The 15,272-nt window shown below is 71.7% G+C and carries 12 protein-coding genes; 11 read left to right on the forward strand and 1 reads right to left on the reverse strand.

Going from position 1 to position 15,272, the window contains the following annotated elements; all coding sequences use genetic code 11:
- The first annotated feature begins 62 nt into the window (after positions 1 to 62).
- The 11 genes from ACO1BR_RS19140 to ACO1BR_RS19190 all read left to right on the forward strand — a co-directional run bounded on the left by ACO1BR_RS19140 (position 63) and on the right by ACO1BR_RS19190 (position 13,947).
- Positions 63 to 992: an ABC transporter permease gene (locus ACO1BR_RS19140; RefSeq protein ID WP_426796277.1), complete on the forward strand. Its 930-nt coding sequence runs from the start codon at positions 63 to 65 to the stop codon at positions 990 to 992.
- 4 nt (positions 993 to 996) lie between these two features.
- On the forward strand, positions 997 to 1,788 hold the full coding sequence (locus tag ACO1BR_RS19145; RefSeq protein ID WP_426796331.1) for an ABC transporter ATP-binding protein: 792 nt from the start codon (positions 997 to 999) through the stop codon (positions 1,786 to 1,788).
- A 450-nt stretch (positions 1,789 to 2,238) separates the two neighbouring features.
- On the forward strand, positions 2,239 to 3,105 hold the full coding sequence (hpnC, locus tag ACO1BR_RS19150) for a squalene synthase HpnC (RefSeq protein WP_426796332.1): 867 nt from the start codon (positions 2,239 to 2,241) through the stop codon (positions 3,103 to 3,105).
- On the forward strand, positions 3,102 to 4,055 hold the full coding sequence (gene hpnD, locus ACO1BR_RS19155) for a presqualene diphosphate synthase HpnD (RefSeq protein WP_426796278.1): 954 nt from the start codon (positions 3,102 to 3,104) through the stop codon (positions 4,053 to 4,055). Before hpnC ends, hpnD begins: the two co-directional genes overlap by 4 nt.
- Positions 4,056 to 4,170: 115 nt before the next feature.
- Positions 4,171 to 5,598, forward strand: coding sequence for a hydroxysqualene dehydroxylase HpnE (gene hpnE, locus ACO1BR_RS19160; RefSeq protein ID WP_426796333.1), 1,428 nt, complete (start codon positions 4,171 to 4,173; stop codon positions 5,596 to 5,598).
- Positions 5,599 to 5,651: 53 nt separating this feature from the next.
- Entirely contained in the window at positions 5,652 to 6,716 is a 1,065-nt protein-coding gene (locus ACO1BR_RS19165) for a polyprenyl synthetase family protein (RefSeq protein ID WP_426796279.1), read from the forward strand.
- A 106-nt stretch (positions 6,717 to 6,822) separates the two neighbouring features.
- Positions 6,823 to 8,895 carry a squalene--hopene cyclase gene (gene shc, locus ACO1BR_RS19170; protein ID WP_426796280.1) on the forward strand — a complete coding sequence of 691 codons (2,073 nt, stop codon included), beginning with the start codon at positions 6,823 to 6,825 and terminating at the stop codon, positions 8,893 to 8,895.
- Entirely contained in the window at positions 8,895 to 9,551 is a 657-nt protein-coding gene (locus ACO1BR_RS19175) for a 1-hydroxy-2-methyl-2-butenyl 4-diphosphate reductase (protein WP_426796281.1), read from the forward strand. Before shc ends, ACO1BR_RS19175 begins: the two co-directional genes overlap by 1 nt.
- Positions 9,552 to 9,556: 5 nt before the next feature.
- The gene (hpnH, locus tag ACO1BR_RS19180; protein WP_426796282.1) at positions 9,557 to 10,582 is read left to right on the forward strand and encodes an adenosyl-hopene transferase HpnH; all 1,026 of its coding nucleotides are present in this window, start codon (positions 9,557 to 9,559) and stop codon (positions 10,580 to 10,582) included.
- Between the two features lie 102 nt (positions 10,583 to 10,684).
- Positions 10,685 to 12,568 carry a 1-deoxy-D-xylulose-5-phosphate synthase gene (gene dxs / locus ACO1BR_RS19185; RefSeq protein ID WP_426796283.1) on the forward strand — a complete coding sequence of 628 codons (1,884 nt, stop codon included), beginning with the start codon at positions 10,685 to 10,687 and terminating at the stop codon, positions 12,566 to 12,568.
- Entirely contained in the window at positions 12,565 to 13,947 is a 1,383-nt protein-coding gene (locus ACO1BR_RS19190) for an aspartate aminotransferase family protein (RefSeq protein ID WP_426796284.1), read from the forward strand. The genes dxs and ACO1BR_RS19190 overlap by 4 nt, the downstream gene beginning before the upstream one ends.
- Before the next feature lie 421 nt (positions 13,948 to 14,368).
- Here the strand turns inward: ACO1BR_RS19190 and ACO1BR_RS19195 are convergent, their stop codons facing one another.
- Positions 14,369 to 15,178, reverse strand: a complete 810-nt coding sequence (locus ACO1BR_RS19195) for a tyrosine-protein phosphatase (protein WP_426796285.1) — start codon at positions 15,176 to 15,178, stop codon at positions 14,369 to 14,371.
- Positions 15,179 to 15,272: the final 94 nt, after the last annotated feature.

Consider the following 15,272-nt stretch of genomic DNA (forward strand, 5'->3'; position numbering starts at 1 on the left):
AGCATCAGGCGCGAACCGGGGCGAGCCCCCGGCAGCGCACCTTGAGGACGAAAGTGTCAACTGTGAGCGAGACCACGCACGACAGTGCGGTCGCCATGAGTGCCCCGCCATCCGCCGATGAAGGACTCACGGCGGCCCAGCGGGCCGAGAAGTACGGGCTTGCGCAGAGCGGTGCCCGCCCCAGCCTCGCGGAGTACATCCGGCAGCTGTGGGACCGCCGGCATTTCATCTCCGCCTTCTCCAGCGCCCGGCTGACCGCGCAGTTCAGCCAGGCGAAGCTGGGCCAGGTCTGGCAGGTGGCGACGCCGCTGCTGAACGCGCTCGTCTACTACCTCATCTTCGGCCTGCTGATCGGCACGCGGAAGGGCGTCCCGGACTACGTCCCGTTCCTGGTGACCGGCGTCTTCATCTTCACCTTCACCCAGAGCTCGGTGATGGCGGGTACCCGCGCGATCTCCGGCAGCCTGGGTCTGGTGCGCGCGCTGCACTTCCCGCGGGCCTGCCTGCCGATCTCGTTCTCGCTGATGCAGCTCCAGCAACTGCTGATCTCCATGGGCGTGCTGGTGGCCATCCTGCTGGGCTTCGGCCAGGTGCCCACCTGGTCCTGGCTGCTGGTGATCCCGGCGCTGGCGCTGCAGTTCGTGTTCAACACCGGTCTGGCGATGGTCATGGCCCGGCTCGGCAGCAAGACGCCGGACCTGGCGCAGCTGATGCCGTTCATCATGCGGACGTGGATGTACGCGTCCGGCGTCATGTTCAGCATCGACCTGATCATGAAGGGCAAGCACGTCCCGCACATCGTCGAGGTGCTGCTCTACGCCAACCCCGCCGCGGTCTACATCGACCTGGTGCGGTTCGCGCTGATCGACAGCTTCAAGGCGCACCAGCTCCCGCCGCACGTGTGGGCGTTCGCGGCCGGCTGGGCGGTGCTGGCGGGCGTCGCGGGCTTTGTGTACTTCTGGAAGGCTGAGGAGCGGTACGGACGTGGCTGAGCAGATGGACGCCGTCCAGCCGACGGCGGCGGCGCAGGAGCGGATCCCGACCGTGATCGCGGACGAGCTGCACATCGTCTACCGGGTGTACGGCACCGGTACGGGCAAGGGCAGCGCGACCGCGGCGCTCAGCCGCATCGTCCGCCGCCGGCCGTCGGTGGGCGTGCGCGAGGTGCACGCGGTCAAGGGTGTCTCCTTCACCGCCTACCGCGGTGAGTCGATCGGCCTGATCGGCTCGAACGGCTCCGGCAAGTCGACCCTCCTCAAGGCCGTCGCCGGTCTGCTGCCCGCGGAGCGCGGCAAGGTCTACACGCACGGCCAGCCCTCGCTGCTCGGCGTCAACGCGGCCCTGATGAACGACCTCACCGGTGAGAAGAACGTGATCCTCGGCGGTCTGGCCATGGGCATGTCCCGCGAGCAGGTCCGCGAGCGCTACGACGAGATCGTCGACTTCTCCGGCATCAACGAGAAGGGCGACTTCATCTCGCTGCCGATGCGCACCTATTCGTCCGGTATGGCGGCCCGGCTGCGGTTCTCCATCGCGGCGGCCAAGGACCACGACGTGCTGCTGATCGACGAGGCGCTGGCCACCGGCGACCGGGCATTTCAGAAGCGCTCCGAGGCCCGTATCCGGGAGCTGCGCAAGGACGCCGGTACGGTCTTCCTGGTCAGCCACAACAACAACTCCATCCGGGACACCTGCGACCGGGTGCTGTGGCTGGAGCGGGGCGAGCTGCTGATGGACGGCCCGACGGACGAGGTCATCAAGGCGTACGAGAAGCAGACGGGCAAATAGTCCGTTTGCGGCGGAAGGCCCTCGCGAGTCCGGTTCGCGGGGGCTTCCGACCGTTAAGAGATGGTCAACTCCGCGGATCCCGGGAACGGTTCGGATCTCCATGGGGTTGATCGAAGGGTTGTCCGGGGCTTCGGCACCCGCCCCGAGGTGGCACAGGTGTACGGCGTAAGCTGTACTGGTCGCCGAATGGCGCAAGTGGTGCAAGTCAGGCAGACCCCTCCCAAGTGGGCGTTGAGGGCTCGATCGGAGCGCGTCGCGGACCGCGGCGTGTCCGAAATGGGATGTTTTGGTTTGGCGGTGTAGAACGGGAGACGTGACGGCAATGGCTACTGGTTCGCTCCGGCTCCACAACGCGCCGGGTAGCCCCCGGTGAGCCGTGGAGACGAGCAGGCGCGTCGCGCCTTCCCGCGGAGGGCGGTGTTGAGTGGCGGGAGGGACCAGACGCGCACCGTGCTCGACCAGGCCGCACACGAGAACTTCCCGGTCGCGCCGTTCTTCCTGCCGCGCGCCTGGCGCGCCGATCTGATGGCCGTCTACGGCTTCGCCCGCCTCGTCGACGACATCGGCGACGGCGATCTGGCGCCGGGCGGCGGCGATGCCGTCCTCCTCGGCCTGGACCGGGACCGGTACGACGACCGGCCCGCCCTGCTGGACGCGCTCGAAGCCGACCTGTACCGCTGCTTCGCCGACCGCGCCCCCGGCCCGAGCCATCCGTTGATGCGCCGGCTCGGCCCGACCGTCCGCCGCTGCGGACTGACCCCCGAGCCCTTCCTCGGCCTGATCGAGGCCAACCGGCAGGACCAGCGGATCAGCCGCTACGGCACCTACGACGACCTGGTCGCCTACTGCGAGCTGTCCGCCAACCCCGTCGGGCGGCTCGTCCTCGGCATCACCGGCACCACCAGCCCCGAGCGGGTCCGGTTCTCGGATGCGATCTGCACGGCGCTGCAGATCGTCGAGCACATCCAGGACGTGGCCGAGGACCTCGGCCGCGACCGCGTCTATCTGCCGGCCGAGGACATGAAGCGCTTCGGGGTCACCGAGGCCGATCTGGCCGCCCCGACCGGGGGCGCATCGGTGCGCGCGTTGATCGCGTTCGAAGCGGAACGCGCCCTTGAGCTGCTGAATGAAGGCACCCCGCTGGTGGGTAGCGTGCACGGCAGACTCAAGCTGCTGCTGGCCGGCTTCGTGGCCGGCGGGCGCGCCGCACTCGGGGCGGTGGCCACCGCCGATCACGATGTCCTCCCCGGACCCCCCAAACCGACCAAGCTCAGCCTGCTGCGCGAGATGCGGGCGACATTGCGAAGAGAGGGGTGAGTCGGACCGTGGAGACAACTGCACACGTGTCCGCACCGGTGCTCGCCGCGTACCGCTACTGCGAGGCCGTCACCGGGCAGCAGGCACGGAACTTCGCGTACGGCATCCGGCTTCTGCCGACTGAGAGGCGCCAGGCCATGTCGGCGCTCTACGCCTTCTCTCGCCGGGTCGACGACATCGGCGACGGCAGCCTGGCGACCGCCGCCAAGCAGCAGCGCCTGGAGGACACCCGCGCCCTGCTCGCCCGCGTCAAGGACGGCGCGATCAGCGAGGACGACACCGACCCGGTGGCCGTCGCGCTGGCCGACGCCGCCCGCCGCTTCCCGATCCCGCTCGACGCGCTGGACGAGCTGATCGACGGGGTGCTGGCGGATGTGCGCGGTGAGACGTACGAGACCTGGGAGCAGCTCAAGGTCTACTGCCGCTGTGTCGCCGGGGGCATCGGCCGGCTCTCCCTCGGCGTGTTCGGCACCGTACCGGGGGCGCCGGGCGCCGAGCACGCCGCCGAGTACGCCGACACGCTCGGGCTCGCGCTCCAACTCACCAACATCCTCAGGGACGTTCGCGAGGACGCGGGGAACGGCCGGACGTATCTGCCGGCCGAGGATCTCGCCAAGTTCGGCTGCTCGGCGGGGTTCGACCGCCCGGTCCCGCCGCCCGGTGCCGACTTCGCCGGGCTGGTGCACTTCGAGGTCGGGCGCGCCCGCGCGCTGTTCGCCGACGGCTTCCGGCTGCTGCCGATGCTCGACCGGCGCAGCGGTGCCTGCGTGGCGGCGATGGCCGGGATCTACCACCGGTTGCTCTCGCGGATCGCCGCGGACCCGGAGGCGGTGCTGCGCGGCCGGGTGTCGCTCCCGGGCAGGGAGAAGGCGTTCGTCGCGGTGCGCGGACTGTCCGGGCTCGACGCGCGGGCGATCGGCCGCCGGGAGTCGGTCAGGAGGCGCGGATGACGCGCCCGACCGCGCGCACCTGCGGTGATCCGGCATCGGCGCGGCGGGCAACCCCTCGCCGGGTGGCTGCGTCCATGTCAGGCGTAAGGGGGGAGAGCCCATGACATCGGGAGCCATGCTGCCCGGGCGCGCCACCGCCCGTCCCTCCGGCCGTCCCGAAGGGGCGGCTGCGGTGGTCGTCGGGGGCGGTCTCGCGGGTACCACAGCGGCGCTGGCGCTGGCCGACGCCGGGCTGCGGGTCACCCTCGTCGAGGGCCGGCCGCGCCTCGGCGGGCTGGTCTTCTCCTTCCGCCGCGACTCCGCCGCCGGCGAGCTGACCGTCGACAACGGCCAGCACGTCTACCTGCGCTGCTGCACCGCCTACGGCACGCACCTGACGCGGATCGGCGCGGCCGGCCTGGCCCCCCTCCAGGACCGCATGGACGTCCCCGTCCTGGACGCGGACCGCCGGCGGCTCGGCCGGCTACGGCGGACCGCGCTGCCGGTGCCGCTCCACCTGGCCAGGAGCCTGGCGGTGTACCCGCACCTCTCACCCGCCGAGCGGGCCGGTGTGGTCCGCGCGACGCTGGCGCTCAAGAACCTCGACCCGGCCGATCCCGCGCTGGACGGGCTGGACTTCGGCAGCTGGCTGCGCCGCTACGGCCAGTCGCCGCGCGCCGTCGAAGCGCTCTGGGACCTGGTCGGCATCGCGACGCTCAACGCCACCGCCGGCGACGCCTCGCTGGGGCTGGCCGCCAAGGTCTTCAAGACCGGGCTGCTCTCCGCGCCCGGAGCCGCCGACATCGGCTGGTCCCGGGTTCCGCTGGGCGCCGTCCACGACACGCTCGCCGGCACCGCGCTGCGCAAGGCCGGCGTCCGGATCTCGCTGCGCACCCGCGCCGCCGCCGTCTCCGCCGCCGACGGCGGCTGGCAGGTCGCGGTGGAGAACGGCCCGCACGGCAGGGAGACGCTCACCGCGGACACCGTCGTGCTCGCGGTACCCCAGCGCGAGGCGCACGCCCTCCTCCCCGACGGCGTGCTGTCCGGCAAGGACCGGCTGCTGGACATCGGCACCGCGCCGATCCTGAACCTCCATGTCGTCTACGACCGCAAGGTGCTGCGCCGCCCCTTCTTCGCCGCGGTCGGCTCCCCGGTCCAGTGGGTCTTCGACCGGACCGACGCCTCGGGACTGACCGGTGGCGGGCAGTACCTGGCCGTCTCGCAGTCCGCCGCGCAGCAGGAGATCGACCATCCGGTCGCCGCGCTGCGCGCCCGCTACCTCCCCGAGCTGGAGCGGCTGTTGCCGGCCGCCCGGGGCGCCCGGATCCGCGACTTCTTCGTCACCCGCGAGCGCACCGCGACGTTCGCGCCCACGCCGGGCGTCGGCAGGCTCCGCCCCGCCGCCCGCACCCAAGCCCCCGGCCTGTTCCTGGCCGGTGCGTGGACCGCCACCGGGTGGCCCGCGACCATGGAAAGCGCTGTTCGCAGCGGCACTGCCGCCGCTCGCGAGGCACTCACCGAACTCGGCTTCCCCCAGGGCCAGTTGCCTCAGGAGGCGGCATGACAACGAGTACGAGCGATCGCACGAGCACGAGCATCGGAAACAGAGGAGAAACCGTGACCCCGGCTTCCCCAGCTATCGACACCGCGAGCGTCACCGCGCTGCTGGAGCGCGGGCGCACGCTCGCCACTCCCGTGCTGCGTGCCGCCGTGAACCGGCTCGCCTCTCCCATGGACGCGGTCGCCGCGTACCACTTCGGCTGGATCGACGTCGACGGCCGCCCCACCGCGGGCGACGGCGGCAAGGCGGTGCGGCCGGCGCTCGCGCTGCTGTCGGCGGAGGCCGCGGGCGCCGCCCCCGAGGTCGGGATCCCCGGCGCGGTCGCCGTCGAGCTGGTGCACAACTTCTCGCTGCTGCACGACGACCTCATGGACGGCGACGAGCAGCGCCGGCACCGCGACACGGTCTGGAAGGTGCACGGCCCGGCCCAGGCGATCCTCGTCGGCGACGCGCTGTTCGCGCTGGCCAACGAAATACTGCTGGAGCTCGGCACCGTCGACGCCGGCCGCGCCACCCGCCGACTGACCCTGGCCACCCGCAAGTTGATCGACGGTCAGGCCCAGGACATCTCGTACGAGCACCGCGAGCGGGTCACCGTCGAGGAGTGCCTGGAGATGGAGGGCAACAAGACCGGTGCGCTGCTGGCCTGTGCCGTCTCCATCGGCGCCGTCCTCGGGGGCGCCGACGACCGTACCGCGGACATCCTGGAGAAGTACGGCTACCACCTCGGCCTCGCCTTCCAGGCCGTCGACGACCTGCTGGGCATCTGGGGCGACCCGGAGTCCACCGGCAAGCGGACCTGGAGCGACCTGCGCCAGCGCAAGAAGTCGCTGCCGGTCGTGGCCGCACTGGCGGCCGGCGGGTCCGCCTCCGAGCGGCTCGCCCAGATCCTGGCGGCCGACGCCAAGAAGAGCGAGACCGAGATCGCGGACTTCACCGAGGAGGAGTTCGCCTCCCGCGCGGCGCTGATCGAGGAGGCCGGCGGCCGGGAGTGGACCTCCCAGGAGGCCCGCCGCCAGCACGCCACCGCCGTCGCCGCGCTGGACGAGGTCGAGATGCCCGAGCAGGTCCGCGCGCAGCTCGTCGCGCTCGCGGACTTCGTCGTCGTACGAGAGAGATGATGGCCATCACCACGCAGTAGCTCGCAGTCGCCGGCCGGTGCCAGCCGGGCGCCGGCCGACGGAATCCCTGAACACGCATTGACAGTTCACTGCAGAAGGGGAAGCCATGACAGCGACGACCGACGGAAGCGCCGGGGCGCAGCCGCCCCGGGCCCCCTCGGCCGGCGACGACACCGCCGAGAAGACCGCACCGGCCGCGAAGACCCGCGGAAGGGCGAAGCCCCGCGTGAAGGGGAAGGCCGGCAAAGCCGGCCGGGCACCTACCGCCGTGGTGCAGGACACGGCGGACGCCGCACGGGAGGCGACCGCCCGTGCCACCGACTTCCTGCTCTCCGTCCAGGACCCCGCCGGCTGGTGGAAGGGCGACCTCGAAACCAACGTCACGATGGACGCGGAAGATCTGCTGCTCCGTCAGTTCCTGGGCATCCAGGACCCCAAGCTCACCGAGGCCAGCGCCCGCTACATCCGCGGCGAACAGCGCGCGGACGGCACCTGGGCCACCTTCTACGGCGGCCCCGGCGAACTCTCCACCACCATCGAGGCGTACGTGGCGCTGCGGCTCGCCGGGGACGACCCCGAGGCTCCGCACATGGCGCAGGCGTCCGCCTGGGTCCGGGCGCACGGTGGAGTCGCCGCCGCCCGCGTCTTCACCCGCATCTGGCTGGCCCTCTTCGGCTGGTGGAAGTGGGACGACCTGCCCGAACTCCCCCCGGAACTCATCTACTTCCCCAAGTGGTTCCCGCTCAGCATCCACGCCTTCGGCTGCTGGGCGCGGCAGACGATAGTGCCGCTGACCATCGTCTCGGCCAAACGACCGGTGCGCCCGGCGCCGTTCGCCCTCGACGAGCTGCACACCGATCGCCGCCGCCCCAACCCGCCGCGCCCGCAGGCGCCCGCCACGACCTGGGACGGCGTCTTCCAGCGGCTGGACAAGGCGCTGCACCTGTACCACAAGGTCGCGCTGCGCAAGCCGCGTGCCGCGGCGATGCGTTCGGCCGCCCGCTGGATCGTCGAGCGGCAGGAGAACGACGGCTGCTGGGGCGGTATCCAGCCCCCCGCCGTCTACTCCGTCATCGCCCTGCACCTGCTCGGCTACGACCTCGACCACCCTGTGCTGCGCAGCGGCCTGGAGTCCCTGGACCGGTTCGCGGTATGGCGCGAGGACGGCGCCCGGATGGTCGAGGCGTGCCAGTCGCCGGTGTGGGACACCTGCCTGGCCACCATCGCGCTGGCCGACGCCGGACTGCCCGCCGACCACCCGCAGTTGGTCAGGGCCGCCGACTGGATGCTCGCCGAGCAGATCGACCGGCCCGGCGACTGGTCCGTCCGCAGACCCCAACTCCCCTCCGCAGGCTGGGCGTTCGAGTTCCACAACGACAACTACCCGGACATCGACGACACCGCCGAGGTGGTGCTCGCGCTGCGCCGGGTCCGGCACCCGGACCCGCAGCGGGTCGCGGCGGCGGTCGACCGGGCGGTGCGCTGGACTGCGGGCATGCAGTCGAGGAACGGTGCCTGGGGCGCGTTCGACGCCGACAACACCAGTCCGTTTCCCAACCGGCTGCCGTTCTGCGACTTCGGCGAGGTGATCGACCCGCCGTCGGCCGACGTCACCGCCCATGTCGTCGAGATGCTCGCCGACGCCGGCCGCTCCCACGACCCGCGCACCCGCCGCGGCATCGCCTGGCTGCTGGCCGAACAGGAGCCCGGCGGCGCCTGGTTCGGGCGCTGGGGCACCAACTACGTCTACGGCACCGGGTCGGTGCTGCCGGCGCTCGCCGAGGCCGGCGTCCCCGGCTCCCACCCCGCCGTTCGCCGGGCCGTCGGCTGGCTGGAGCGGGTGCAGAACGAGGACGGCGGCTGGGGCGAGGACCAGCGCTCCTACCAGGACAAGGAGAAGTGGGCCGGGCGCGGCGTCTCCACCGCGTCGCAGACCGCCTGGGCGCTGATGGCGCTGCTCGCGGCCGGCGAGCGGGACGGCGAGGCGGTCCGGCGCGGGGTGCGCTGGCTGGTGGAAGCCCAGCTGCCGGACGGCTCCTGGGACGAGCCGTACTTCACCGGTACCGGCTTCCCCTGGGACTTCTCCATCAACTACCACCTCTACCGCCAGGTCTTCCCGCTGACGGCCCTGGGGCGTTATGTCAACGGCGGCCCGGCCGGTGTGCCGGTGGGGGTCTGATGCCGAGACGGTCCCCGCCGGACGCGGATCCGCCGCTGCTGGTCGCCTGCGCGCTCGGCATCGAGCGGTTCGCGCTGCGGGGTGGGGACGCCGGGGGAGCGGATCCTCCCGTGGTCACCCTCCGGACCGGTATGGGCCCCCACGCGGCCGAGCGCGCCATCGCCGCCGCGCTGACCGCGGGCTCGGCCACCGCGGGCTCGCCCGTCGTGGCGAGCGGCTTCTGCGCCGGCCTCGCCCCCGGGATGCGGCCCGGGGACGTGGTCGTCGCCGACGCCACCCGCGATCACCGGGCCGGCGTACCGGACGTGCCGTGCCGGGACAACGGGCCGCTGCTGCGGTCCCTGCGGCAGCGCGGGCTGCGGGTGCACACCGGGCTGCTGCGCGGCTCCGACCATGTCGTGCGCGGGGCGGAGCGGGCCGAGCTGCACGCCCAGGGCGCGGTCGCGGTGGACATGGAGTCCGCCGCCACGCTCCGGGCGGCGGTGCGCGCCGGCCGCCGCCCGGTTGCGGCCGTCCGGGTGGTCGTGGACGCTCCAGAACATGAACTCGTACGCATCGGGACCCTGCGCGGTGGAATATCGGCCTTCCGGGTGCTGCGCTCCGTGGTTCCGGTTCTCTTTGAATGGCACCGTTCTTTGCCGCTCCCCAGGAGGTGAGCCAGATGGCTATGCCGCTCCGCCAGACCATCCGGGTCGGGACCTATCTCTTTGAACAGAAAGTGCTGCGGAAGCGGGAGAAGTTTCCGCTGATCGTCGAGCTGGAGCCGCTCTTCGCGTGCAATCTGAAGTGCGAGGGCTGCGGGAAGATCCAGCACCCGGCCGGAGTGCTCAAGCAGCGGATGCCGGTGGCCCAGGCGGTGGGAGCGGTGCTGGAATCCGGCGCCCCGATGGTCTCCATCGCCGGCGGCGAGCCTCTGATGCACCCTCAGATCGACGAGATCGTACGGCAGTTGGTGGCGCGCCGGAAGTACGTCTTCCTGTGCACCAACGCGCTGCTGCTGCGCCGCAAGATGGACCTGTTCCGGCCCTCGCCGTACTTCGCCTTCGCGGTGCACATCGACGGGATGCGCGAGCGGCACGATGAATCCGTCGCGAAGGAAGGCGTCTTCGACGAGGCGGTCGAGGCCATCAAGGAGGCCAAGCGGCGCGGCTTCCGGGTCACCACGAACTCCACCTTCTTCAACACCGACACCCCGCAGACGATCATCGAGGTGCTGAACTTCCTCAACGACGACCTGCAGGTCGACGAGATGATGCTGTCGCCCGCCTACGCCTACGAGAAGGCCCCCGACCAGGAGCACTTCCTGGGCGTCGAGCAGACCCGGGAGCTGTTCCGGAAGGCGTTCGCGGGCGGCAACCGCCGGCGCTGGCGGCTCAACCACAGCCCGCTCTTCCTGGACTTCCTGGAGGGCAAGGCGGACTTCCCGTGCACCGCCTGGGCGATCCCCAACTACTCCCTCTTCGGCTGGCAGCGGCCCTGCTACCTGATGAGCGACGGGTATGTCCCCACGTACCGGGAGCTGATCGAGGAGACCGACTGGGACAAGTACGGCCGCGGCAAGGATCCGCGGTGCGCCAACTGCATGGCGCACTGCGGCTATGAGCCCACCGCCGTCCTGGCGACCATGAGCTCTCTGAAGGAGTCCCTCCGGGCCGCCAGGGAGACCGTCGCGGGAAACCGCGGGTGAGGTGTCGCGGGGTGAACCGGTGACGCCGGGGCCCGCCGGCGTCCCGGCCCGCCCGGCACCCCCGACGCCACCGTCCGCCGAACCATTGGAGGGGGACCGCCCATGACGCTGCTGGAGCAGATCCGCTCGCCCCGCGATCTGAAGGCACTGCCGGCCGAGCGGCTCAGGGAACTCGCCGTGGAGGCACGGCAGTTCCTGGTGCAGGCGGTCGCGCGCACCGGCGGGCACCTGGGGCCCAATCTGGGGGTGGTCGAGCTGACCATCGCCCTGCACCGGGTGTTCGACTCGCCCACCGACCGGATTCTCTGGGACACCGGCCACCAGTCGTACGTACACAAGCTTCTGACGGGACGTCAGGATTTTTCCGGGCTGCGGTCCAAGGGCGGGCTGTCCGGCTACCCCGCACGGGCCGAGTCCGCGCACGACGTCATCGAGAACAGCCACGCCTCGACGGTGCTGGGCTGGGCCGACGGCCTGGCCAAGGCACGCCGGCTGCGCGGCACCGACGAGCATGTGGTGGCCGTCATCGGCGACGGGGCGCTGACCGGCGGCATGGCCTGGGAGGCGCTCAACAACATCGCCGCCGCCAAGGACCGCCCGCTGATCATCGTCGTCAACGACAACGAGCGCTCCTACGCGCCCACCATCGGCGGCCTCGCCGACCACCTCGCAACCCTGCGCACCACCGACGGCTACGAGCGCTTCCTGGCCTGGGGCAAGGACGTCCTCCAGCGCACCCCGGTCGTCGGGCAGCCGCTCTACGGATCGCTGCACGGTGCCAAGAAGGGCTTCAAGGACTTCATCGCGCCGCAGGGCATGTTCGAGGACCTGGGGCTGAAGTACGTCGGCCCGATCGACGGCCACGACATCGCGGCCGTCGAATCCGCGCTGCGCCGGGCCGCGGGATTCCACGGCCCGGTGCTGGTCCACTGCCTGACCGAGAAGGGCCGCGGCTGTCGCCCGGCCGTGGAGGACGAGACGGACCGCTTCCACACCGTCGGGGTGCTGGACCCGCTGACCTGCGCGCCCGCCGCACCGGCCGGTGCGGCGTCCTGGACGTCAGTCTTCGGTGACGAGATGGTCCGGATCGGCGCCGAGCGGGAGGACGTCGTCGTCCTCACCGCGGCCATGCTCCAGCCGCTCGGGCTGGAGCGGTTCGCCGCGGCGTATCCGGACCGGATCTGGGACGTCGGGATCGCCGAGCAGCACGCCGCGGTGTCGGCCGCGGGACTGGCCACCGGCGGGCTGCACCCGGTCTTCGCGGTCTATGCCACCTTCCTCAACCGCGCCTTCGACCAGGTCCTGATGGATGCCGCGCTGCACAAGTGCGGCGTGACCTTCGTACTGGACCGCGCCGGCATCACCGGCACCGACGGCGCCTCGCACAACGGCATGTGGGACATGTCGCTGCTGAGCGTCGTACCGGGACTGCGGATCGCCGCACCGCGTGACGCCGACCGGCTCCGCGCCCAGCTGCGGGAAGCCCTGGACGTGGACGACGCGCCGACCGTGCTGCGCTACCCGAAGGAGACGGTGGGCGAGCCGATTCCGGCGGTGGCGCGTACCGGAGGAACGGACGTGCTGCGGCGGTCGGAGCGGCCGGATGTGCTGCTGGTCGCGGTCGGGGCGATGGCGCCGATGTGCCTGCGGGCCGCCGAGCTGCTGGCGGAGCGCCGCGTGGGCGTCACGGTCGTCGATCCCTGCTGGGTCAAGCCCGTTGACCCGGCGCTCGTCCAACTGGCCTCGGAACACGGCCTGGTGGCCGTCGTCGAGGACAACTGCCGTACCGGCGGGGTCGGCTGGATGGTGGCGCAGGCGCTGCGGGACGCGGAAGTCGATGTGCCGCTGCGGACCATCGGCATCCCGGAGCGGTTCCTGCCGCATGCCACCCGCCGTGAGCTGCTGGCCGACCTGGGGCTCACCCCGGCCGGGATCGCCGCCCGGATCGGCGGCGCGCCGGCCGCCCGTGAGGAGAACGCGACGTGACCGGATTCGATCTGCGGCAGCTGCTCGCCGAACGCGGCGCCGAGCGCTACGACCTGCATGCCCGTCACCTCAACCACCAGCTGCCGCGGACGCTGCACACCATCGGCTTCGATAAGGTCTACGAGCGGGCCGAGGGCGCCTACTTCTGGGACGTCGACGGACGGGACTACCTGGACATGCTCGCCGGGTTCGGGGTGATGGGCCTCGGCCGGCACCACCCCGTCGTCCGGCAGGCCCTGCACGACGTCCTCGACGCCCAGCTGGCCGATCTCACCCGCTTCGACTGCCCGCCGCTGCCCGGTCTGCTCGCCGAGAAGCTGCTCGGCCACGCACCCCACCTCGACCGGGTCTTCTTCGGCAACAGCGGGACCGAAGCCGTCGAGACCGCCCTGAAGTTCGCCCGCTACGCCACCGGCAAGCCCCGCGTCCTGTACTGCACCCACGCCTTCCACGGCCTGACCACCGGCTCGCTCTCCGTCAACGGCGAGGACGGCTTCCGGGACGGTTTCGCGCCGCTGCTGCCGGACACCGCCGTGGAGATGGGTGATCTGGCGGCGCTGGAACGGGAGTTGGGGCGCGGCGATGTGGCGGGCTTCATCGTCGAGCCGATCCAGGGCAAGGGCGTCCACGCCACACCGCCCGGATTCCTGCGGGCCGCACAGGAGTTGCTGCACCGGCACAAGGCCCTGCTGATCGCCGACGAGGTGCAGACGGGCCTCGGGCGCACCGGCGACTTCTTCGCCTACCAGCACGAGGAGGGGGTGGAGCCGGACCTGGTGTGTGTGGCCAAGGCGCTGTCCGGCGGCTATGTCCCGGTCGGTGCGACCCTCGGCAGGGACTGGATCTTCAAGAAGGTCTACTCGTCCATGGACCGGGTACTGGTGCACTCCGCCAGTTTCGGCGCCAACGCCCAGGCGATGGCGGCGGGCCTCGCGGTGCTCGCGGTGATGGAGGACGAGGGCATCGTCGCCCGGGCCCGGCGCACCGGCGACCTGCTGCGCGACAGGCTCGCGGCGCTGATCGGCGACTACGAGCTGCTGCACGACGTCCGGGGGCGCGGGCTGATGGTCGGCATCGAGTTCGGCCGCCCCAAGTCCCTTGGCCTGCGCAGCCGTTGGACGATGCTGCAGGCGGCGCGCAAGGGCCTGTTCGCGCAGATGGTCGTGGTGCCGCTGCTCCAGCGCCACCGCATCCTGACCCAGGTCTCCGGCGATCATCTGGAGGTCATCAAGCTGATCCCGCCGCTGACCATCGGCGAACGGGAAGTGGACCGCTTCGTCACGGCGTTCACGGCCGTCATGGACGACGCCCACAGCGGCGGCGGCCTGATGTGGGACTTCGGGCGGACGCTGGTCAAGCAGGCGGTCGCCAACCGCTGACGGCACGTGTGGGGGACGGGACGGTCGCCGGGACGACGGGGCGGGCCGTCACGACTTGACGGTCCGCTGGGCCCGCCAGGCCGTGGGGGAGGGCGGTACGGCCCTGACCGCGACCGGCCCGGTGGAGCCGCGTCCCGCATGGCCGGCCGGCGGGGTCGTCCAGGAGATGCCCACGCCCGACGGTCCGCTGACCGCCGTACGGGGCGAGGGCGACAGCGGCCTGGACGTCCATCCGGCTGCTCACCGCGATGCCGGCGCTGGCAGCGGGGGTGCCGATGGCCCCCTCGTACCGGGCACAGCGGGTCCCGGTCGCCTACGACCGGCCGTTCGGCGTTCTCGCCGTGCCCCGGAAGTCGGGCTGGTCCTCGCGGCCGGGTGGGTCGGCGAGCCGTGACCCACCCGGCCGGGGGCGATGCCGGGGTCAGCCCTCCAGCAGCCGGTCGCGCAGCCGCTCGCGGGTGGCGGGCGCCAGCTTGAGGCCGTCGGAGAGGTAGGACTCGGTCGAGCCCCAGGTCTCCTCGATCGCGGCGAAGGCGGCCGAGAGATAGTCCGCGTCCGCCCCGAACAGCGGCGAGAGCAGCTCCATGACCTCGGGGGACATCCCCACCGAGGTGCTGTCCGAGCGGCGGATCTTGTAGCGGCGGCTGGGGTCGTTGGACTTGAGGTAGTCCGCCTCGATGGCGTCCCGCTCCACGCCGACGGCGAGCAGGGTGACCGCGATGGACAGCCCCGCCCGGTCCTTGCCGGCCGCGCAGTGCATCAGCGCCGGCACGCTGTCCTCGGCGAGGGCGTGCAGCACCCGGCTGTGGTCCTCGGTGCGGGTGGTGATGATCTCGCGGTAGGTGTGGGCCATGCGGGCCGCGGCCTTCCCGTCACCGAGCGCCACCCGCAGGTGGTCGAGCTCGCCGTCGCGCACCATCGTCCAGAACTCGGCGCCGTCGGCCGGGTCGGTGAGCGGGATGTTGACGTTCCGTACGCCGGGGAGCGTGACGTCCGGGCCTTCCAGCTTGATGTCCGAGGCGTTGCGGAAATCGAAGACGGTGTGCAGCCCGAGTCCGGTGAGATAGGCGGCGTCCTCTTCGGTGGCATGTGCCAGATGACCGCTGCGATAGAGCCTGCCGTACCGGATGCGACGCCCGTCCACGGTCGGCAGTCCGCCCACGTCACGGAAGTTGCGGACCTCCGCGAGCTCGGGCTGGGCCTGGGGGACCTGCGGCGTCTGCTGCGTCACGGGCGCTCCTTGTGGTCGGCCGCCGACGCTGCTCGTCGACGAAGCGGAACTGCTTCGACGATACGACATTGATGCAATAGGCAATCGGAGGCCA

Source organism: Streptomyces sp. YGL11-2, assembly GCF_050054615.1.
Lineage (GTDB): Bacteria > Actinomycetota > Actinomycetes > Streptomycetales > Streptomycetaceae > Streptomyces.

Coding starts and splice junctions, on each gene's coding strand:
- ACO1BR_RS19145 (WP_426796331.1), top strand. CDS start 997: ATGGACGCCGTCCAGCCGACGGCGGCGGCGCAGGAGCGGATCCCGACC.
- hpnE (WP_426796333.1), top strand. CDS start 4,171: ATGCTGCCCGGGCGCGCCACCGCCCGTCCCTCCGGCCGTCCCGAAGGG.
- shc (WP_426796280.1), top strand. CDS start 6,823: ATGACAGCGACGACCGACGGAAGCGCCGGGGCGCAGCCGCCCCGGGCC.
- ACO1BR_RS19175 (WP_426796281.1), top strand. CDS start 8,895: ATGCCGAGACGGTCCCCGCCGGACGCGGATCCGCCGCTGCTGGTCGCC.
- hpnH (WP_426796282.1), top strand. CDS start 9,557: ATGGCTATGCCGCTCCGCCAGACCATCCGGGTCGGGACCTATCTCTTT.
- dxs (WP_426796283.1), top strand. CDS start 10,685: ATGACGCTGCTGGAGCAGATCCGCTCGCCCCGCGATCTGAAGGCACTG.